The organism is Tabrizicola aquatica, assembly GCF_002900975.1.
GTDB lineage: Bacteria > Pseudomonadota > Alphaproteobacteria > Rhodobacterales > Rhodobacteraceae > Tabrizicola > Tabrizicola aquatica.
Genome location: NZ_PJON01000005.1, coordinates 47,753 through 69,038 on the forward strand (window position 1 = coordinate 47,753; position 21,286 = coordinate 69,038).

15 protein-coding genes, 1 tRNA gene and 1 riboswitch are annotated in these 21,286 nt (G+C 66.5%); of the genes, 13 read left to right on the top strand and 3 right to left on the bottom strand.

Going from position 1 to position 21,286, the window contains the following annotated elements; all coding sequences use genetic code 11:
• Positions 1–84: 84 nt before the first annotated feature.
• Positions 85–495, bottom strand: coding sequence for a metallopeptidase family protein (locus tag CXR42_RS16505; protein ID WP_103258698.1), 411 nt, complete (start codon positions 493–495; stop codon positions 85–87).
• Positions 496–698: 203 nt separating this feature from the next.
• On the opposite strand from CXR42_RS16505, the gene gltX reads away from it, so the two are divergent.
• From gltX to gcvP, 5 genes are all read left to right on the top strand, one after another.
• Entirely contained in the window at positions 699–2,024 is a 1,326-nt protein-coding gene (gene gltX, locus CXR42_RS16510; RefSeq protein ID WP_103258699.1) for a glutamate--tRNA ligase, read from the top strand.
• Positions 2,025–2,127: 103 nt separating this feature from the next.
• The gene (locus CXR42_RS16515; protein WP_245875473.1) at positions 2,128–3,540 is read left to right on the top strand and encodes an MATE family efflux transporter; all 1,413 of its coding nucleotides are present in this window, start codon (positions 2,128–2,130) and stop codon (positions 3,538–3,540) included.
• Between the two features lie 77 nt (positions 3,541–3,617).
• A riboswitch (glycine riboswitch) is annotated at positions 3,618–3,717 on the top strand.
• A 158-nt stretch (positions 3,718–3,875) separates the two neighbouring features.
• Entirely contained in the window at positions 3,876–4,997 is a 1,122-nt protein-coding gene (gene gcvT / locus CXR42_RS16520; RefSeq protein WP_103258700.1) for a glycine cleavage system aminomethyltransferase GcvT, read from the top strand.
• Between the two features lie 9 nt (positions 4,998–5,006).
• The gene (gcvH, locus tag CXR42_RS16525) at positions 5,007–5,366 is read left to right on the top strand and encodes a glycine cleavage system protein GcvH (protein WP_103258701.1); all 360 of its coding nucleotides are present in this window, start codon (positions 5,007–5,009) and stop codon (positions 5,364–5,366) included.
• A 105-nt stretch (positions 5,367–5,471) separates the two neighbouring features.
• Positions 5,472–8,309, top strand: a complete 2,838-nt coding sequence (gcvP, locus tag CXR42_RS16530; RefSeq protein ID WP_103258702.1) for an aminomethyl-transferring glycine dehydrogenase — start codon at positions 5,472–5,474, stop codon at positions 8,307–8,309.
• An 83-nt stretch (positions 8,310–8,392) separates the two neighbouring features.
• Here the strand turns inward: gcvP and CXR42_RS16535 are convergent, their stop codons facing one another.
• Positions 8,393–9,100 (bottom strand): hypothetical protein, encoded by a 708-nt coding sequence (locus tag CXR42_RS16535; protein WP_103258703.1) that lies wholly within the window; start codon positions 9,098–9,100, stop codon positions 8,393–8,395.
• Between the two features lie 127 nt (positions 9,101–9,227).
• Between CXR42_RS16535 and CXR42_RS16540 the strand changes: the two genes are divergently transcribed.
• The 6 genes from CXR42_RS16540 to CXR42_RS16565 all read left to right on the top strand — a co-directional run bounded on the left by CXR42_RS16540 (position 9,228) and on the right by CXR42_RS16565 (position 12,056).
• On the top strand, positions 9,228–9,914 hold the full coding sequence (locus CXR42_RS16540) for an AzlC family ABC transporter permease (RefSeq protein WP_103258704.1): 687 nt from the start codon (positions 9,228–9,230) through the stop codon (positions 9,912–9,914).
• Positions 9,911–10,234: an AzlD domain-containing protein gene (locus CXR42_RS16545; protein WP_103258705.1), complete on the top strand. Its 324-nt coding sequence runs from the start codon at positions 9,911–9,913 to the stop codon at positions 10,232–10,234. The genes CXR42_RS16540 and CXR42_RS16545 overlap by 4 nt, the downstream gene beginning before the upstream one ends.
• 61 nt (positions 10,235–10,295) lie before the next feature.
• Positions 10,296–10,613 carry a DUF3775 domain-containing protein gene (locus tag CXR42_RS16550; protein ID WP_103258706.1) on the top strand — a complete coding sequence of 106 codons (318 nt, stop codon included), beginning with the start codon at positions 10,296–10,298 and terminating at the stop codon, positions 10,611–10,613.
• Positions 10,614–10,687: 74 nt separating this feature from the next.
• On the top strand, positions 10,688–11,131 hold the full coding sequence (gene trxC / locus CXR42_RS16555) for a thioredoxin TrxC (protein WP_103258707.1): 444 nt from the start codon (positions 10,688–10,690) through the stop codon (positions 11,129–11,131).
• Between the two features lie 60 nt (positions 11,132–11,191).
• Positions 11,192–11,267, top strand: a tRNA-Ala gene (locus tag CXR42_RS16560).
• A gap of 93 nt (positions 11,268–11,360) precedes the next feature.
• Complete coding sequence (locus CXR42_RS16565) at positions 11,361–12,056, top strand: SDR family oxidoreductase (protein WP_103258708.1); 696 nt, start codon at positions 11,361–11,363, stop codon at positions 12,054–12,056.
• A 98-nt stretch (positions 12,057–12,154) separates the two neighbouring features.
• Here CXR42_RS16565 and CXR42_RS16570 read toward each other — a convergent pair whose 3' ends face one another.
• On the bottom strand, positions 12,155–12,664 hold the full coding sequence (locus tag CXR42_RS16570) for a phage tail protein (protein WP_103258709.1): 510 nt from the start codon (positions 12,662–12,664) through the stop codon (positions 12,155–12,157).
• 175 nt (positions 12,665–12,839) lie between these two features.
• On the opposite strand from CXR42_RS16570, the gene CXR42_RS16575 reads away from it, so the two are divergent.
• Together CXR42_RS16575 and CXR42_RS16580 are read left to right on the top strand one after the other, a co-directional pair.
• Positions 12,840–18,074 (top strand): PKD domain-containing protein, encoded by a 5,235-nt coding sequence (locus CXR42_RS16575; protein WP_103258710.1) that lies wholly within the window; start codon positions 12,840–12,842, stop codon positions 18,072–18,074.
• 234 nt (positions 18,075–18,308) lie between these two features.
• Positions 18,309–21,269 carry an NAD(P)-binding protein gene (locus CXR42_RS16580; protein WP_146038094.1) on the top strand — a complete coding sequence of 987 codons (2,961 nt, stop codon included), beginning with the start codon at positions 18,309–18,311 and terminating at the stop codon, positions 21,267–21,269.
• The last annotated feature ends 17 nt before the right edge of the window (positions 21,270–21,286 follow it).

A 21,286-nucleotide genomic window follows, 5' to 3' on the forward strand; every position in this document is an offset into this window, starting at 1 on the left:
GAAGGATAGGGCGAGGTGCCCCTGCGTCCGGTCACGGGTCCGTCAGTTGAGGTGCGGTGCTGCACAGGGGGTGTGCGGGACCGCTCACTCCCACCAGGGGTCGATGGTGGCGATGTCCTCGTCCGACCAGCCGAAATGGTGGGCGAGTTCGTGGACGACCACGTGGCTGACCAGTTCCTGCAACGAGACGTTGCCGCGTTCGGCCCATTCGTCAAGGATCGGGCGGCGGAAAAGCCAGACCACATCAGGGCGGGTCATCTGGTCGGACGTGGATTTTTCGGTCAGCGGGATGCCTTCATAAAGGCCCGTCAGTTCGAACGGATCGCTGAGTCCCAACTCCTCGACCATGTCGTCGTCGGGGAAATCCTCGACCCGCAGGCGGACATGGGTCGCCGGATCGCGGAATTGCGCGGGCAGGGTCGAGATCGCCTCGTGCGCAAGCTGCTCGATCAGGGCGAGGGAGGGGGCGATGCTGTCGGGGCTCGGGTTTGTCATGGGCGGAAGATAGGCGTGGTTCCGGGCGGGGGGAAGGGGGCGTGCGGGGGTGACTTTCGGTGGCGTCGATCCCGCGCCGGCTGCCGTCCTTGGGGCATCGAGCCCCGCGGACGGCGTTGCCACGGAAGGGTGGCTTGCGCGCCGCAAACTGGACAAAGCCGGGGGCTTGTGACAGGGAAGGGCGTTCGAAGGAGCCCAAGGCCATGACCGTCACCACCCGCTTCGCCCCCTCGCCCACCGGCTGGATCCATGTGGGCAACCTGCGCACTGCGCTGATGAACTACCTGATCGCGCGTCAGAACGGCGGGACCTTCATCCTGCGGCTGGACGACACCGACCAGGAGCGGTCGAAGCAGGAATACATCGACGGGTTGAAGGCGGACCTCGACTGGCTTGGGATCCGCTACGACCGGATCGAGCAGCAGTCGAAGCGCATGGACCGCTATGCGCTGGCGGCCGAGCAGCTGAAGGCCGCAGGGCGGTTCTATGAGTGTTTCGAGACGCCGGTCGAACTGGACCTGAAGCGGAAGAAGCAGCTGAACATGGGCAAGCCCCCGGTCTATGACCGGGCGGCCCTGTCCCTGACCGAGGCGCAGAAGGACGTCTACCGCGCCGAGGGCCGGCAGGGCTATTGGCGCTTCAAGCTGGATCAGGAGCGGATCGAGTGGAAGGACGGGATCATCGGGGACATCTCGATTGATGCCGCATCTGTAAGCGACCCGGTGCTGATCAAGGCGGATGGCCAGGTGCTGTATACCTTTGCCTCGTCGGTGGATGACGTGGAGATGGGGGTGACCCATATCGTCCGGGGCGCGGACCATGTGACGAATACCGCGACGCAGATCCAGATCATGAAGGCCTTGGGCGGGGTGCCCCCCACCTTTGCGCACCACTCGCTGCTGACGGGGCCGCAGGGCGAGGAATTGTCCAAGCGTCTGGGCGTGTTGTCCCTGCGCGACCTGCGGACGAGGGGCGTGGAGCCGCTGGCCCTGCTGAGCCTGATGGCGCGGTTGGGGTCGTCGAAGCCGGTGGAACTGGCGGCCAGCATGGACGAGTTGGTGGCCGGGTTCGACGTGGGGTCCTTCGGGGCTGCGCCAACGAAGTTCGATGCCGAGGACCTGTTCCCGCTGACGCGCCACCATGTCCAGTCGCTGCCCTTTGAGGCGGTGAAGGCGCGGGTGCTGGACCTGGGCGTGCCGGAGGGCGAGGCCGAGGCGTTCTGGGCGGTGGCCAAGGGCAACATCACGGTGCTGGCGGACCTTGAGGACTGGTGGGCGCTGTTCCGCGACGGGGCCGAGCCGGTGATCGACGCGGGCGACCGCGATTTCGTGGCGCAGGCGCTGGCGCTGCTGCCGCCGAAGCCCTGGACCCCGGCGACCTGGGGCGAATGGACCGCAGCGGTGAAGGAAGCGACGGGGCGCAAGGGTAAGGACCTGTTCCGCCCGCTGCGCCGGGCGCTGACGGGCCGCGATGCGGGGCCGGAGATGGCGGACGTGATGCCGCTTTTGCGCAAGGTGCCGAACCTCTGATCCCTTGGCCGGCCCCGGGGGCGCTTCGCCCCCCGGACCCCCAGAGGATATTTGTGGACAGAAAATGGTCGGAGCCTAGTTCGGCGCAAGGACCGAGGATACTATGGCTGGACCGGGCGCGCAGGGGAAATTCGTCGAAGGGAACCTTTTCCGGCACGTGTCGGTGATGGCGCTGACCTCTTCGGTCGGGCTGATGGCGGTGTTCGTCGTCGACCTGATCAATATGTTCTACATCGCACTTCTGGGCCGGGCCGAGCTGGCGGCGGCCATCGGCTATGCCGGGGCGATCCTGTTCTTCACCACCAGTTTCGGGATCGGCATGACCATCGCCGTGGGGGCCCTGGTCGCGCGGGCGCTGGGGGCGCGGGACCCAGGCCTGGCGCGCGAGAAGGCGACCACCGGGCTGGTGCTGAGCTTTGCTGCAGGATCGTTCTTTGCGGCGGTGGTCTGGGCGTTCCTGTGGCCGCTGGTAAGCTTGCTGGGCGCGAGCGGAGAGACGGCGGCGCTGACGGTGCATTTCCTGCAGATCGTCATCCCGTCGCAGCCTTTGCTGATGGTTGGCATGGTCGGCGGCGCGATCCTGCGCAGCCATGGCGATGCGCGGGCGGCGATGATGGCGACGGTCTGGGGCGCGGTGGCGACGGCTGTGCTGGACCCGATCCTGATCTTCGGCCTGGGCTGGGAGTTGACCGGGGCGGCGATTGCCAGTGTCGCGGCGCGGGTGGTGATCGCCTGGATGGCGCTGCGGCCGATCACGGCGCAGTATGGCGGCTTTGACCGGCCGACCCCGGGGCAGGTGATGGCCGACATGGGGCCGATCTGGGCGATTGCGGTGCCGGCGATCCTGACTCAGGTCGCGACGCCGGTGGGCCAGGCCTTCGTCACGCGGGCGACCAGCGCCTATGGCGAGGCGGCGGTGGCTGGCATGGCGATTGCGGGGCGTCTGACCCCGGTCGCGTTCGGGGTGATCTTCGCGCTGTCCGGTGCGCTGGGGCCGATCATCGGGCAGAACTTCGGTGCCGGTCGGATGGACCGGGTGCGGCGCGCGTTTCTGGATGGGCTGATCTTTACGGGGCTGGTGATCCTGGTGGTCTCGGCGCTGCTGTTTGCGCTGCGGGGGCCGATTGCGGATGCCTTTCAGGCCGAGGGGCTGACGCGGGATCTGGTCTATCTGTTCTGCGGGCCCTTGGCACTGTTGTGGTTCTTCAACGGCATGGTCTTTGTCGGCAACGCGGTCTGCAACAATCTGGGCCGGCCCTTCTGGTCGACGGTGGTGAACTGGGGGCGGCACACGGTGGGGACGATCCCGCTGGCGCTGTGGCTGGGCGGGCATTGGGGGGCCGAGGGCGTGCTGATCGGCCAGGCCCTGGGGGGCGTGGTTTTCGGACTGGCGGCGGCCTGGCTGGCGCTTCTGGCGATCCAGTCGCCCGCGGTCCACATGTCCCGCGGCCGACCTGCGCCGGACCCCGCGCCTGAGACTGAACCGGTCGCAAGTCCGGGCGAGCGGCGGGCCTGAGCCGTCGCTTCCGCGTCGCATACCGTCGTATTCCGATTCCCTCTTGCCCGGTCGGGGGGCTTTGCGCTACCCAAGGCGCGTCAGGTTCGGGAGAATCCGGAAGGTCGCAAGACCCGAAGGTGCCGAAGGAGCAACCGCCCCGGTAAACTCTCAGGCGCAAGGGACCGTAGCTGACGACAGACTCTGGAGAGTTCCCGGCACGGTCGGGACGCCGAAGGGATAACGATCTCAGGCGCGCCAAATGGCGCAAGGACAGAGGGGGCATCGCAGGGTGGGGATTTGCCTGCCTGACGGTGCCGGTGCGTTTTCCGGCCAGAGATGACGGAGGGACAGCGATGGCTGACCTGGATGGGGCGGAGCTTTTGCTGCTGGGGCTGGATGCGCTGCACGAAGGGCTTGGCGGCAAGATGGTGCCCTTTGCGGGCTACCGGATGCCGGTGCAATACCCGGATGGCGTGATGAAGGAACACCTGCACACGCGGTCTGCGGCCGGGCTGTTCGACGTATCCCACATGGGGCAGGTGATCCTGCGGCCGACGGGGTCGATGGACGAGCTGAAGCTGGCGTTCGAGGCGTTGATGCCGGTGGACGTGCTGGGCCTGGCCGAGGGGCGGCAACGCTATGGGCTGTTCACCAACGATGCGGGCGGCATCCTGGATGACCTGATGTTCACCAACCGGGGCCACCATCTCTATGTGGTGGTGAATGCGGCCTGCAAGGCGGCGGATATCGCCCATATGATCGCCGGGATGCCCGGCGTTTCGGTAGAGCCGGTGACCGACCGTGCGCTGCTGGCCCTGCAGGGGCCGGGGGCCGAGGCGGCGCTTGCGGGCCTTTTGCCCGGCGTTGCGGCGATGCGGTTCATGGATCACCGGGTGTTCGGGGATATCTGGGTGTCGCGGTCGGGCTATACCGGCGAGGACGGGTTCGAGATCTCGATCCCCGAAGCCGGGGCAGAGGCATTCGCCCGCAAGCTGCTTGCCCAGCCGGGGGTTGCCCCCATCGGCCTTGGCGCGCGGGACAGCCTTCGGCTGGAAGCGGGGCTTTGCCTTTACGGCCATGATATCGACACGACGACCAGTCCGGTCGAAGCGAACCTGACCTGGGCGATCCAGAAGGCCCGCAAGGCCGGTGGCGCGCGCGAGGGTGGCTTCCCTGGTGCCGCGCGCATCCTGAAGGAACTGGCCGAGGGGCCGGAACGCCTGCGGGTGGGTCTGCGTCCCGAGGGTCGCGCCCCGATGCGCGAGGGGGTGGAGCTGTTCGCCGAGGACGGCACGCCGGTCGGCCGCGTGACCTCGGGCGGGTTCGGACCCAGCGTCAATGCCCCGATTGCGATGGGCTATGTGGCCCGCGCCCATGCTATGCTTGGTGCCACCTTGCTGGGCGAAGTGCGCGGCAAGCGCATGCCCGTGACTGTGACCGAGATGCCTTTCCAACCGACAACCTACAAGCGCTGAGGACCGATTATGAAGTATACCAAGGAACATGAATGGCTGCGCGTCGAGGGTGACCTCGTGGTCGTCGGCATCACCGAACACGCCGCGACCCAGCTGGGCGATGTGGTCTTTGTGGAACTGCCCGAGACCGACACGATGGTCGCCGAGGGCGATGAGGTCTGCGTGATCGAAAGCGTCAAGGCGGCCTCGGACATCCTGGCCCCGGTCGATGGCGAGATCGTCGCGGTCAACCAGAAGCTGGCCGATGCGCCGGCCCTGGTGAACGAGGACCCGACGGGTGCCGGCTGGTTCTTCAAGATGAAGCTGGACGACCTGAGCGTGCTCGACCAGTTCATGGACGAGGACGAGTATCAGGACCTGATCGGCTGATCGCGCGTCCGGTGGCAGGCGCCGGGGGGGTCAGCCCCCCGGACCCCCCGGGATATTTGGGCAAAGATGAAAGGGAGCGGGTCCAGATGCGGCCCCGAGCAGGACATGAGTTTTACCCCGACCGACTATAACCCCTATGACTTTGCCAACCGCCGTCACATCGGCCCCTCTCCGGTGGAGATGGAGGAGATGCTGGCCGCCGTTGGTATCCGCACGCTGGATGAGTTGATCGACCAGACGGTGCCGCCCTCGATCCGGCAGTCGCAGCCGTTGCCCTGGGCCCCCTTGGCCGAGCATGAGTTGCTGGCCCGCATGAAGGAAGTCGGGGCGAAGAACCGGGTGATGACCAGCCTGATCGGGCAGGGTTATTACGGCACGGTCACGCCCCCGGCGATCCAGCGCAACATCCTGGAGAACCCGGCGTGGTACACCGCCTATACGCCCTATCAGCCCGAGATTGCGCAAGGCAGGCTTGAGGCGCTGCTGAACTTTCAGACCATGGTCTGCGACCTGACCGGGCTGGACGTGGCGAACGCCAGCCTGCTGGACGAGGCGACGGCGGCGGCCGAGGCGATGACCATGGCCGAGCGGGTGGCGAAGTCCAAGGCGAAGGCCTTCTTCGTGGACCGCTTCTGCCATCCGCAGACCATCGCCGTGATCCGCACCCGCGCCATGCCCTTGGGGATCGAGATCATCGAGGATGATGTCCGGGCGCTGGACCCCTCGAAAGTCTTTGGCGCGATCTTCCAGTATCCCTCCAGCTATGGCCATGTCATCGACTTCACCCAGCGCATCGCGTCCTTGCACGCGGCGGGGGCCATCGCGATCATGGCGACCGACCTTCTGGCGCTGTGCGTGCTGAAAGAGCCGGGCGCGATGGGGGCGGATATCGCCGTGGGTTCGGCGCAACGGTTTGGCGTGCCGATGGGCTATGGCGGGCCGCATGCGGCCTTCATGGCGGTGAAGGATGCGCACAAGCGGCAGATGCCGGGGCGGATCGTCGGCGTCTCGATCGACGCGCAGGGGGGGAAGGCGTATCGCCTTAGCCTTCAGACCCGCGAGCAGCATATCCGGCGCGAGAAGGCCACGTCGAACGTCTGCACGGCGCAGGCTTTGCTGGCGGTGATGGCGTCGATGTATGCGGTCTTCCACGGGCCGAAGGGCCTGCGCGCGATTGCGGAACGGGTGCATTTCCTGACCCAGCGGCTGGCCCGCGCGTTGAAGGCGGCGGGGGCGAAGGTGGCGCCCAAGGCGTTCTTCGACACGATCACGGTCGAGGTTGGTGTCGGTCAGGCCGGTATCCTGGCGGCCGCCCGCAACGAGGGCCTGAACTTCCGCAAGATCGGCAATGACCGCATCGGGATCAGCCTGGACGAGACGACGGACGAGCGCGTGCTGATCAAGGTCCTGCGCGCCTTTGGCATCGACGGGGTGCCGCCGCACCGCGCCACCCTGGGCTTCCCCGAGGAGATGCTGCGGACCTCGGACTATCTGACCCACCCGGTTTTCCACATGAACCGGGCCGAGTCGGAAATGATGCGCTACATGCGCCGCCTGTCGGACCGCGACCTGGCGCTGGACCGGGCGATGATCCCGCTGGGGTCCTGCACGATGAAGCTGAACGCTGCGGCCGAGATGATGCCGATCACCTGGCCGGAGTTCGGCAGCCTTCACCCCTTCGCGCCACGTGACCAGGCCCTTGGCTACCATGAGGCCATCAGCGACCTGTCGGCCAAGCTGTGCGAGATCACCGGCTATGACGCCATGTCGATGCAGCCGAACTCGGGCGCGCAGGGGGAATATGCGGGGCTTCTGACCATCCTCGCCTATCACCACGCCCGCGGCGACACGCAGCGCACGATCTGCCTGATCCCGACCAGTGCCCACGGCACCAACCCGGCCTCGGCGCAAATGGCGGGGATGGAGGTCGTCGTCGTGAAGGCCTCGGCCAACGGCGACGTGGATGTCGAGGACTTTCGCGCCAAGGCCGAGGCGGCGGGCGACCGGCTGGCGGCCTGCATGATCACCTATCCGTCGACGCATGGCGTCTTTGAGGAGACCGTGCGGACCATCTGCCAGATCACCCATGACCACGGCGGGCAGGTCTATATCGACGGGGCGAACATGAACGCGCTTGTCGGCTTGGTGAAGCCCGGTGAGATCGGCGGGGACGTCAGCCACCTGAACCTGCACAAGACCTTTGCCATCCCGCATGGCGGCGGCGGGCCGGGCATGGGGCCGATCGGCGTCAAAGCCCACCTTGCGCCACATCTGCCGGGTCATCCCGAGACGGGGGGCGACGGTGCGGTTTCGGCGGCACCCTACGGGTCTGCGTCGATCCTGCTGATCTCCTGGGCCTACTGTCTGATGATGGGCGGGCCGGGGCTGACTCAAGCGACCCGCGTGGCGATCCTGAACGCGAACTACATCGCGGCCCGGTTGTCAGGCAGCTACCCGATCCTCTTCATGGGCAACAAGGGCCGCGTCGCGCATGAGTGCATCCTGGACACCCGTCCCTTTGCCGAGGCAGGCGTCACTGTGGACGACATCGCCAAGCGCCTGATCGACAACGGGTTCCACGCGCCGACCATGTCCTGGCCAGTGGCAGGGACGCTGATGGTGGAGCCGACGGAGAGCGAGACCAAGGCCGAGATCGACCGCTTCATCACCGCGCTGCTGTCGATCCGCGAGGAGATCCGGGCGGTGGAACGCGGCGAGATTGCGGCCGAGGACTCTCCCCTCCGCCACGCACCGCACACGGTGGCGGCACTGGTGGGCGAGTGGGATCGGAAATACAGCCGCGAAACGGGCTGCTTCCCGCCGGGGTCGTTCCGGGTGGACAAGTACTGGCCGCCTGTTGGGCGGGTCGACAACGTCTATGGCGACCGCAACCTGATCTGCACCTGCCCGCCCGTCGAAAGCTATGCCGAGGCGGCGGAATAGGGAGCCAAAATCCTTGAGCAAGGGTTATTTCAAATTCCTTGCTTAAGAAATTTGGCCCCCGGTTGATGCCGGGGGCCGAATTTTCAAGGTGCCGGCTTCGGGGCGGGCGTGCCCAGGGTGCCGCCCGGGCGCGTGCCAAGCCCGCCGCCGGTCTTGGGTTTGAGGTCTGGGACCTTGGGCATCGGCGGCGTGCCAAGCGCCGGAGCGGCGGTTTCCGCCGGAGGTTCGGGCTGAGACGCGGGCGGCTGAGGCGCATCGGCGGGCTGTCCGGCCGGGGGCTGGGTGCCGGTGGCAAAGGGATTGCTGCCTGAATATCTGGCGTTACAGGCCTGGGCCATGCCAAGTGCGGTGCCGATCCCGGTCACATCATAAGCCTCGTCGATGCCGATGCCCAGCATGCGCAGCCACTGGCCGCTGGCCAGGAATTCCGACGTGGGCACGATCTCGCGGAAGGTGATCCCGGCGTAGGCTTCGTCCCAGGCCTCGCCCGTGCCGGTCCAGGGCAGGCCGGTCTCCAGCATTATCCAGACATCGAACTGCTGCCCGGGCTGGAACCGGACCTCGGGGTGCGACAACAGGATCGAGATCGTGTCATCGGGGTAAAGGCCAAGCCACAGCACCTCGCCGTTGGTGTAGGCGACCGAGACGTCGCAATGGGAATAGGCCCCGTTGGAGGTATGCGCCGCCCCGGCCCAATAGCCGGTGGAGAAATCCGAGCCCTGAATCGGCTCGGCCAGGGCGGGCAGGACGGCCATGAAAGGCAGAGTGGCGGCGAGGGCAAGCTTGCGCATGGGTGGTCCAATGTTGCTGCGGTTTGCCGCGCAGCATGACAGGGCAGGGCGGGACCGCGCAAGTCAGGCTTTCCGCAAGGGGCGCGTGGCATTGACCGCCGCCCGGCCGCGCGCTAGCCGTGGCGCAATGACCCGCACCCGCCCACCCTTGCTTGACGGCCTGATGGCCAGCCTGCCGATCGCCATGGGCTATTTCCCGATCGCCTTTTCCTTCGGAGTTGCGGCGACCCAGGCCGGGTTCACCGGGCTCGAGGCGTTCGCCCTGTCGCTGTTGATCTATGCCGGGGCCTCGCAGTTCCTTGCGGTGGCGCTGCTGTCGTCGGGCGCGCCGGTGCTGGTCTCGGCCTTCACGCTGATCGCGATGAATCTGCGCCATGTACTGTATGGGCCGGCCCTGATGCGCGCGGCTGGGACGGGTGCGGGCAAGCGGCATGCCTGGGCCTGGGCCTGGGGGCTGACGGACGAGGTTTTTGGCCAGGCGCTGGGCGCGCTGGCGCGGGGGCAGCGGTTCTCGGAAGGCTACATGTTCGGCCTGGGGATCGGCGCCTATGCCAGCTGGCTGGCAGGGACGGCCGTGGGCGCGGTGGCCGGTGGCGGCGCGCTGGAGGGGTGGCCCGCCCTCAGCGCGGGGCTGGGCTTCATGTTGCCGGCCTTGTTCCTGGCGCTGCTCTTGTCGATCCTTAGCCGCCGCCAGGTGCCCGTGGTCGCCGTGGCCGGCCTGGTGACGGTGGCGGCAACGCTGGCAATCAGCGCGACAAGCGGCATCCTGTTGGGGATGCTGGCGGGCGCGCTGGCGGGGCTGGTGCGGCGATGAACCTGGACCTGCTGACCGTGGCGCTGCTGGCCGGTGCGGCGACCTGGGCCTTTCGCGCCCTGCCGATTCTGGCGCGGACGGACCGGATGGCCGCGGGCGGGTGGCTGGAGCGGTTCCTGTCTGCGACAGGCCCCGCCGCTATCGCCACCTTGTTCGTCGCGGCGATCCTGCCCGCTCTGACCCCGGACCTGCTGCGCCTTCTGCCGGTGGTGACCGGCACCCTGGCGGTGCTGGCGCTGTGGGTTGCCCGACGCTCGGTCGTGCTGGCGACGCTGGGCGGGGCGGTCGCGCATGGCTGCACCGTCTGGCTGCTGGGCTGAACGCCGCTTGCGCCGGGCGCTGGCATCGGCGACCATGGGCACAGGAAGAAGGAGACGCGCCATGTTTGAGATCAGCCCGCGGACGGTGGTGCAAGTGATCTTCCTTGCGCGTGAAGCAGGCGCCGGCGCGACCGAGTTGCACGCCTTCATCGATGGGCTGAACGACGATGAGAAGTCGCAGCTGACCGCCGTGGCCTGGGTCGGGCGCGGCGCCTTCGAGCCCGAGGATTTCGACGAAGCCGTCGCCACTGCCACGGCCGAGGCGACGACCCCCACCGCCGATTACCTGATGGGCATGCCGCATCTGGCCGAGAACCTGGAAGCAGGGCTGGAGGCGCTGGGTGTCGACGTGTCGGGCGAGGAAGAGGATTTCCTCTGACTGTAGCACGGGAGGGTCTTGCGCCCGTCGGCCGAGCTGCACATCTTCGAAGCTGACAAGATGTGAGGTGTGCCATGGCGCTTGCCGATGCTGTGAGATTGACTTGCCCCGACTGCGGCCAAGGGAACCGGGTTCCGGTGGACCGGCTGGCCGAGGGGCCGAAATGCGCTGTCTGTGGCGCGGCCCTGGCGGATGGCCGCGTGGCCGAACTGGATGCGGCGACGCATGACAAGGCCACCCGCAACGACGGTCTGCCAGTGCTGGTCGATTACTGGGCGCCCTGGTGCGGCCCATGCCGGATGATGGCGCCGGAATTCGCCAAGGCGGCCAAGGCCTTGGCACCCGGGGTCCGGCTGATGAAGCTGAACACCGAGGACCATCCCCAGGTCTCGGCGCGGGCGGGAATCCGGGGCATCCCGGCGTTGATCCTGTACCGGAACGGGCGTGAGGTTGCACGGCTGGCCGGGGCCCGTCCGGCGGCCGATATCGTGGCCTTTGTCCGCCAGAACCTGGGCTGATCGCCGCGCCGGCCGGCTTGACAACGCCCGCCCAATGCGCGAGACACCGGCGCAGGTCTTGGGGCAGTAGCTCAGTTGGGAGAGCGCGTCGTTCGCAATGACGAGGTCAGGGGTTCGATCCCCCTCTGCTCCACCAGGATCCTCCCTTCCAGAACATGACGCAGTTCGGGGTGACATCTGTCCCCGGCTCTGACAGGTTTGCCCCGCAACGAGCAGGGGACGTGGAGTCATGCAGAAGGTTTGTCTGGTCACAGGCGGCGGGCGGGGGATCGGCGCTGCGGTCGCGCGCGAGATGGCGGCGCGGGGCTATGCGCTGGTGCTGATGTCGCCGTCTGAAAGCTGCGAAACCTTGGCGGCGGAACTGGGCGGCGTGGCCCGGCGCGGTGTCGCGCAGAGTGCCGAGGACCTGAAAGGCGTCGTGGACCTGGCCATGGCGACGCATGGCCGCATTGATGCGGTGCTGAACCACACCGGCCACCCGCCGAAGGGCGACCTTCTGGCCATCACCGACGAGAACTGGGATCTGGCCAACGACATGATCGTGAAGTCGGTCGTGCGGATGGCGCGGCTGGTCACGCCGGTGATGGAGGCGCAGGGCGGGGGCGCGATCGTGAATGTCACCACCTATGCGGCGATGGAGCCGTCGCTGTGGTTCCCGGCCTCGTGCGTCTATCGGGCGGGGGTGCAGTCCTTCGCCAAGCTTTACGCGGACCGCTATGGCCCGGTGGGCATCCGGATGAACTGCCTGGCGCCGGGCTTTACCGACAGCCTGGACGTGGCCAAGTACGGTGAGTTGGCGGCGCTGAAGCGCATCGCGCGGGTCGAGGAGCAGGCGAAGGCGGCAGCCTTCCTGCTGACCGACGAATCCAGCTATGTGACCGGTCAGACCCTGATCGTCGACGGCGGCACCACGCGCAGCATCTGAAACGAGAAGGACCTGCAGGCCACGGGGAGGCCTACAGGTCCGGGCCGGGGCGAGGGGGTCGACCTCCGGCCAGTCACCGCAACAGGGACATTGCGGGTTCAGGGGCGCGAGGGATAAATCCCTTCGGTGCAGATGATGTAGTTCACGCACAGGCTGGGCTGGATGTTGTCGTGCGGCTGGCCGCCCCCGGCCGGCGCGCAGGACAGCGCGTTCAGCGTCACGGTCGCATCGGTCTTGTCGGTGTATATCTGCGAGCGCGCCAGCATGTCACCCTGCGGCCGGTCATTGTCGCCAGCGACGTTGGCGACGAGCAGATCGTGGCTGTGCGGCGGCACCTGGGAGGCCTGAAGGGTGACGGTCTCGGTCCCGACCTTTTCGCCCAGCACGCGCGGCGTGAGGCCGCTGCCGTTGCCCGGATGCATCGGCACGCGACCCTGCAGGTCCGGCAGGCCGAAGGTGGTTATTCCGTCACCGCCATAAGCAACGCCAAGCAGCGAGAACAGCGCGGAGTTCTGCGAGATCGACATCAACTGGCCGTTGCAGAACGCCCAGCCCTTGGGCGCGAAATTACCGGCAAACATGATGATCGTACCGAGTATCGGGTCCATGGCTGTCCTCTTGTCCTTTACCGGCGCAGGGTCTGCCCGGTCTCTTCTCCCTAGCCCTAGAACGGCGTTAACTGTGGCTTCTGTGGCAAAACGCACCGAGCGATAAGCCGCCGCCCTTTAGAACGGCTCAAAGTCCGCAGTCTGTGCTGCGGGCGGTCGTTCAGGGGGATGGGTCATGGCGGGGCAGACAAGCAGGTTGGTGGCGGCGGCGCTTTTGTGTCTGGGAACGGCGCAGTCGGCGCAGGCGCTAGGGCCGGGGTTCATCGACGATGGCTATCTGCTGACCGGACACGGCTGCAACTTCAACATCTACCACGACGGCGTGGGCCGTGAATCGCAGGTGCAGCTGTTCATCAGCGGCGGATCGGGGGCCAGCCCGACCTCGGGCGGAACCTATTGGCTGGGAGGAGCGATCACGTCCTTTGCGCCCGGCGCCATCACTGCCGCAATGGTTTCGACCGAATGCGGCATCTCGAACATCACCGGCTTCGTATCGGACGGGGCCAACGGCACCTATGAAAGCGACGACTTCATGGGGGTGCGGTTCCGGGGAACCTCGAACGCCGACGGAAAGATCTATGACTATGTGATCGGCCTGACCGGCCCGACGACCACCACGGTGGTGAATACGCGGGTTGAGGTTCCGAACACGCCGCCGACGGTCAATGCCGGGTCGGACCAGATCGCCAATTCGGGTGCTTCGGTCACGCTGAGCGGGTCTGGGACCGACCCGGATGTGGGTCAGACGCTGACCTATAGCTGGACGCAGATCTCTGGCACCTCGGTCACTTTGAGCGGAAGCACGAGCCCCACGCCAAGCTTCACCGCGCCCACGCTGGCGATCGGTGCCAGCACGGTCCTGGGGTTCCGCCTGGCGGTTTCGGACGGGATCGTGGAACGCACGGATGATGTGCAGGTCACTGTGAACGGCCCACCGAACACGGTGCCGGTGGCCAATGCCGGGACGAACGCGACCATCGCATCGGGCGCAATCTATCAGCTGGACGGGACGGGTTCGCTTGATGACGATGGCCAGACGCTGACCTATGCCTGGACCCAGACCGCCGGAACCGGGGTCACCTTGTCCAGTGCGACGGTCGCGCGGCCATCCTTCACCGCTCCGACGCTGGTACTGGGCGACCCGGCGGAAGTCCTTACATTTTCGCTGATCGTGTCTGACGGCATTGCGTCCTCGACCGCGGCCACTGTCGATATCACCGTCGAACCGCCGGCGAACCGTCCCCCCGTGGCGGATGCTGGCGATCAGCAGTCCGTTGACTCGCTGTCGGCGGTGACGCTGGATGGAACCGGCTCGACCGACCCGGATGCGGGCCAGCCCTTGACCTATACCTGGACGCAACTGTCCGGGCCGACGATGACGGTGACAGGGGCCAATCAGGCGCAGGCCAGCTTTACCGCGCCCGAGGTGGCGTTCGGTGATGATCCGGTTGGGTTGCTGTTCAGCCTGCGCGTCTCGGACGGCGAGCTTGAGGACACTGACCTTGTGCTGGTTCAAGTCTCTGGCGTGAACCAGATCCCGGTCGCCGTGGCCGGAGACGACCAGACCGTTGCGGCAGGCGCACCGGTCCAGCTTGACGGGACAGGTTCATTCGACCCCGATCCGCTGACGCCACCGGTCGCGTTCATCTACGAATGGACTGCGCCCCTCGGCTCGGGGATCGTGCTGACCGGTGCGGATACGGCCACCCCCAGCTTTACCGCGCCGCAACTTGCGCCGGGCGTCACGCGTGAGGTGGTCCTGACGCTGGTGGTCCGTGATGGTTTCGCCGACTCGGTGCCGGATGAGGTGTCGATCTTTGTCGAGGGGCCGGCCAATATTGCGCCCACGGCCGACGCCGGAGAGGATCGCCGGGTGGTTTCCGGCACCGCGACCAGTCTGGACGGGTCCGGCTCGGACGCGAACAATGCGCTGCAGACCTTGACCTATGCCTGGACGCAGGTGTCCGGCCCTGCGGTGACGCTGGCCGGGGCGACGACGGTTTCGCCGACCTTCACGGCCCCGCCCCTGCCGCCCCTTTCGGCGCCAGTGGATCTGGAGTTCCAACTGGTGGTGAATGATGGAATCGAGGAATCCGCCCCCGCGACGGTGCGGATCACGATCGACCCGCCCCTCAACACGCCGCCAATCGCCGATGCCGGGCCGTCGCAGACTGTGGCCAGCGGCGCGCTGGTCACCCTGGATGGCCGGGCGTCCAGCACCGAGGACGTCGGGCAGACCCTGACCTACAACTGGGTTCAGACCAGTGGCCCGGGCGTCGTGCTGGACGATCAGAACGCCGCGCAACCGACTTTCGTGGCGCCCGTGGTGCCTTACGGCCAACCGCCCGAGGTCCTGACCTTCGACCTTCTCGTAAACGATGGGCTGGAAGATTCTATCGCCGCTGGTGTGATGATCGAGGTCCAGCCCGAACCGAATACGCCGCCGGTGGCGGATGCCGGCAGCGACCAGCAGGTTCTGTCGGAAGAGCAGGTGTTCCTGGATGGAAGCAATTCGTCGGATCAGGACGTGAACCAACCCCTGTCCTACGCTTGGCAGCAGCTGTCCGGTCCGACCGTAACCTTGGACGACCAGGGGACCGCAACGCCCCAGTTCACGGCTCCGGCGCTGGACGTGGGCCAGCCCCCGGTGCAGCTGGTCTTTGAACTGGTGGTCGACGACGGCGAAGATTCCTCGGCCCCCGATACGGTTGTGGTCACCGTCCTGCCGCCTGACAACACCGCCCCGGTGGCGGTTGCTGGCGCTGACCGGACAGTGGACGGCGGGGTCGCGGTCAGCCTGGATGGCAGCGCCTCGTCCGACGCGGATGCGGCGTCGGTCCTGACCTACCAGTGGCTGCAGACTTCGGGCCTTGCAGTGCCACTGACCAACGCGTCGAGTGCCATCGCCTCGTTCACCTCGCCGGTGCTGCCCGTTGGGTCGCCGGATGAAGTCCTGGTGTTCCAGCTGTCGGTTTCGGATGGGATAGCCACTGTGACCGACAGCGTAAGCATCACGGTCGAACCGTCGCCGAACACGCCACCCATCGTTGATGCCGGTGCGGATGACAGTGTTCCGTCCACAGGTTCCTTTGTCGTTACTGCCACGGTCATTGATCCGGATGTCGGTCAGACGCAGACCTTCACCTGGGAAGAGCTGTCGGCTACGGGCGCGGTGCTGGTGAACGACGGCGGCCCAAGCGTGACTGTCACGCCGCAACCGCTGCAATTCGGCGAGGCGCCATATGACATCATCCTAGGGGTCGTCGCGAACGACGGGACCGATAGCTCGCTCCAGGATACCGTGACGATAACGGTACTGCCCGCACCCAACACGCCCCCCACCGCCAATGCGGGTGCAGATCAGGTAGCCTTGGCCAGCACTGTGGTGACCTTGACCGGAAGTGGATCGGTCGCGGGCGAGCCCGGACAGACGCTTTCCTATGAATGGTCGCAAATATCAGGCCCGCAGGTCAACTTCGTGATCAATATCGCCAACACGGGGTTCGTGACGCCGCCAGTTCCGGCTGGTGCTCCGCCGGTGCCGATAGTGTTCTCGTTGCGGGTTTTCGACGGGTTCGACTTTTCCCAGCCCGATATCGTCGAGGTCAGCGTCATCCCCGCCGCCAACACCGCGCCGGTGGCAGATGCCGGGCCGGACCAGGACGTGGCGACCGGCGAGACTGTAAGCCTGGATGGCAGCGCATCCAGCGATCCGGATCCGGCCTCGGGTCCGCTGACCTTCCTTTGGGTGCAGACTGCCGGTCCCAGCGTAAGCCTGACTGATGGCGATACCTCTGGTCCCAGCTTCACCTCCCCAGCCGTGCCTGCTGGCACGGTCGAGGAGTTGACCTTCGAATTGCGGGTGAGTGACGGCTACAGCACAACCACAGATACGGTCGTGATCCGGGTGGCAGGAGCGCCGAACGCAGTTCCGTTGGCCAATGCCGGTCCAGACCAGCAGGTGGCGTCGGCTGCTTCAGTCACGCTGGATGGGTCGGCGTCGTCGGATGCTGATGGGAGTTCGCTGAGCTATGCCTGGACCCAGCTCTCCGGGCCGACCGTGGTACTGTCTTCGACGACTTCGGTGACCCCCAGCTTCGACGCGCCGGTGCTGGCATTGGGCGTGGCGGATGCCGAGTTGGTGTTCCAGCTGGTGGTGAACGACGGGACGGTGGATTCCCCGCCAGACACCGTCACGATCACAGTGACTGCGCCGGGTTCAGGCGAACGTCCGGTCGCCACCCTTGTCGCAGTCCCGCCAAGCTATGACGGGTCCGGTCCGATCACGCTGACCGTCAGTTTCTCGGAACCGGTCACCGGCTTCGAGGCCGGCGACTTGCAGGTGACGAATGCAACCGCATCGGTTGCCGGCGGTCCGCAAGCCTTTACCGTGACCTTGTCGCCGACCGCCTATCCGTCCCCCATCACAGTTGCCGTGCCCGAGAATGTCGCAGTCGACATCGAGGGGCTGGGCAATCTGGCGGCGGGCGAGGTCTCGATCGGTCCCGCCTTGGTTGCAGAAGCATCCGAGGCGGTGGCCGAGGCAATGATGCAACGGGCGCGGGCGCTGATCAACAGCCAGCCGAAGCTGCGCCGGTTCCTGTTGCCGGGCGGCTCGAATACCTTTGTCGCCAGCGTGACGCAGAACCGCAGCACGCTGGGGCTGACGCTGGGCCAGGACAGCCCGGTCTGGGTCGCGCTGAACGGCGAATGGTCCAAGACCGGTGAGGACGAGCAGGACTATGTGAACCTTGCCTTCGGCGGCCACCTGATGCGCGGCGAGAACGTGATCCTGGGGGCCATGGTCCAGTTCGACGATGCCCGCACCGTCAGCCCGACCGAGACCTTCCGCGGCGAGGGCTGGCTGGTCGGTCCCTACCTGGTCATCCGCGCGGCTGAACAGCCCTTGGTCTTTTCGGCTTCGATCCTGGCGGGCGAGACACAGAACAGTCTTACTCGCGTGGGGCTGGGAACCGACCGGTTCGACACGCGGCGGCTGCTGCTGACCGCCGGGGTCGAGGGACAGTTCGTCATGGCAAACGGGCTGATCCTTATCCCGTCCTTCGATCTGGCGCATGTCCGCGACCGGCAGGAGGCCTATCTCGACGCAGCGGCGAACCTTGTGCCCGAACAGACCGTCACCCTGACCGAGGCCAGCTTCGGGTTGGGCTTCGAGAAGGGCCTGCGGACGCGGACCGGCGATGTGGTCCTGACAGGCCGGGTGTCGGGCATCTTTGCCGACGAATCCGGCACAGATGAGCGCGACCGTTTCCGCGGGCGGATCGACATGGGTGCGGATATCGCCTTGTCCGAAACCGGAAGCCTGACCCTGGGCGCCTATTACGACGGCATCGGGGCCAAGGACTATGAAGCCTGGGGTGCCGACCTTTTGCTGCAGTTCAAGTTCTAGTCCGCCCACTCCCCGAAGGCGATCATTGCAATTGCAGCACGTTCTGCGGCGGCCTTCCGGGGCCGCCGCAATTTCTTTGCCGATCATTTGGTGAATGTGGCAGAGCGTTCGACTTGCCATGATTGCGCCAATGTTTCTGTGGACAGCTTTAAGCTGTTTGTTCGAGTGTCAGGAGTTGTGCCCCGGAAACGGACCCAAACCTCATCGGCCGACAAGGCCCGCAAGGAGTTGCAGATGCCGCCTGCCGACCGTCAGAAGATCGCAATCATCGGCGGTGGGGTGGGGGCGATCACCGCCGCCTATGCCATCACCACGCTGCCGGATTGGCAGAACCGTTACGACCTGACGATCTATCAGCTGGGCTGGCGTTGCGGCGGCAAGGGGGCCTCGGGGCGCAACGCCATACATGCGCAGCGGATCGAGGAGCATGGCCTGCACATCTGGGCCGGCTTCTACGAGAACGCCTTCCGCCTGATGCGTGACTGCTATGACACGATGAACGCCACCGGCCTGCGGTCGCCCGATGCGCCACTGGGCACGCTGGACAAGGCCTTCAAGGGCCTGTCGCATTTCTTCCTGGCCGAGGACCTGGCCCAGCCCGACGGCTCGGTCAGCTTGCATCCCTGGCGGATCGACTTTCCGCCGAACGACGAAAAACCGGGGAGCGGGGGCCTGCTGCCGACACCCTTCGCCTATTTCCAGATGCTGGTCGAAACGGTAGCCGACTTCATCGAGCGGGAACTGGCCGGACCAACGCCCAAGGCCGGCCATACCCTGCCGGTCCAGTTCCACGCCAGTTTTACGCGCAAGGGCCTGTCCCTCGGCGCCCCCTCGCCGTTCCATCACCTGCGCGCCTATGCCCGCTCGCTGTCCCACAACGCCCATGACCACCGGGCGCATGAGTTGCACCAACTGGCCGCGCTGGCCGCCCATGCGCAGGACTGGCACGCCACGCAAGACACCGACAGCCATGGCGATGAGGCGCGGCGGATCGGGTATCTGATCAGTCTCTCCGGGGCGTTCTTCCGCGGCGCGATCCACTCGGGCCTGTTCCGTGCGGGGTTTGACGCCATCGACGATTGGGAGATCAGCCAGTGGCTGCTGCACTATGGCGCCACCCACGAGGCGGTCTATTCCGCGGTGTTCCAGGGCTGCTACGACTATGTCTTTGGCTATCCGGGCGGGGTGACTGACGACCGCTCGGTCGGGGCGGGAACGGCGATCCGGGGCCTTTTGCGGCTGGCCTTCACCTACAAGGGCGCGCTGTTCTTCAAGATGCAGGCGGGGATGGGCGACACGATCTTTGCGCCCTACTACCAGGTGCTGCGCGCGCGGGGGGTCCACTTCCGCTTCTTCACCGCAGCCCGTGCGTTGCGGCTGGATGCGGAAGGGCAGGGCATTGCGGCCATCGACATGGTGGAACAGGCGCAAGTGATTGGCGGCGACTATCAACCACTGGTCGATGTGAAGGGGCTACCCTGCTGGCCGTCAGAGCCCGATTGGTCGCAGTTGGAAGGCGGCGCGGCCTTGCAGGCCTTGGGGGTGGACTTCGAGTGCGAGAAGGACCCGCCCACGGGAACTGCCTTCCGGCTGGAGCGGGGGCGCGACTTTGATCAGGTGATCCTGGGCGCATCCTTGGGGTCGATCCCCTATCTGGCCGAAGAGTTGATCGCCGCCTCGCCGCGCTGGCGGATGATGGTGCAGAAGGTGCCGACCGTCGCCACCCATGCCGCGCAGTTCTGGCTGAACCGCACGGCAAAGGATCTGGGCTGGAACGCGCTGGTTGAACAGCACAATCCGGGGCCGCAGAACGACCTCAAGACGGTCATCACCAGCTTCACCGAACCGTTGGACACCTGGGCCGACATGTCCGACCTTCTGCCGCACGAGGACTGGCAGCAGGACGGGCCGGTGCAACTGGCTTATTTCTGCAGTCCTTGCCACGACATCGGCATCGACAAGGGCGACTTCCGCGACCGGGTGCGCGACTGGGCCGACCGCGACCTGACGCGGATGTGGCCGGGCGCGGCCAAGGGGGGAAAGTTCGACCTGTCGCTGTTGTACGGACCCGGCGAGCAGTCGCCCGAGGATCGGTTCAAGTCGCAGTATTTCCGGCAGAATTTCTACGGTTCGGAACGCTATGTCCTGTCGGTGCCGGGGTCGGTGCAATACCGCTTGCCGCCGGATGATTCAGGGTTCGAGAACCTGTTTCTCGCTGGGGACTGGACGCGCTGCGGCATCAATGCGGGCTGTGTCGAGGCGGCCACGATCTCGGGCCTGGTGGCTGCGCGGGGCCTCACCGGCCACGCGTTCGAGGTGGTGGGCGAGGGCGACCTGGCCCCCGATGCGGGGCCGACGGACGCCACCGAACTGGCCAGCCCCTTCGCGCAGGTGGCGCCCTGGCCGCTGACGCCGATGTTCGGCACTGGCCAGATCGACGGCTGGTTCAGCTTCCATGCGGTGGACGCAGCGGCGGTGCAGGCGATCCTGCCGCCGGGCATGACCCTGCATCCCCAGGCGCTGACCCCGGCGGGCACCCATCCTGTAGCGATCCTTGCGAACCAGCAGATCGGCGTGCGGATGTCGGTGCTGCCCAAGTTCCTGGGCTACCGGAATTACTATGAGGCGATCATCGCGGTCAATTTCGTCCAGGTCGAGGGGCACCCGGGCTGCTTCAGCTATCTGCCGAACCTGTACCTGACCAACCGGGGCGCGCAGTTGGCGGGCGTCTGGATGTACGGCTACCAGAAACGGATGGGCAAACTGGCGATGGGCAATGCCGACTATTCGGTCCGGTCGCCTGATGACCGCCCGATCTGGTCGGCGCGCTATCAGCAAAGGGGCTTTGCCCGGCCGCTGGCCGACAGTCCCGAGGCGGGGCTGGTCCAGTCGATCTGCGACCAGGTGGTGGTCAGCGAGGGCAAGTTTTCGCGCTGGCAGTTCTCGTCCTTCGACTTCAACCTGGGCTCGGCGGCCATTGCTCCGGTTTCGGCCGAAATTGACGTTTGGGATCAGGTGCTTGCCCAGCTTCCTGAAGGGCGCTTGACAGCGCGGGCGCTGGCCATGCCCGGCCAGGCGCTGCACGCGCCCAGTCTGCCGGGGGCCTTCCGCATCCGCACCAGCTGGACGCTGTCCAATCCCTTTGACAGCCGCAGGATCGCCCGTCTAGAAGGCCGAAGGACCAGATTGCCGTGACGTCAGGTCCGGGGGGC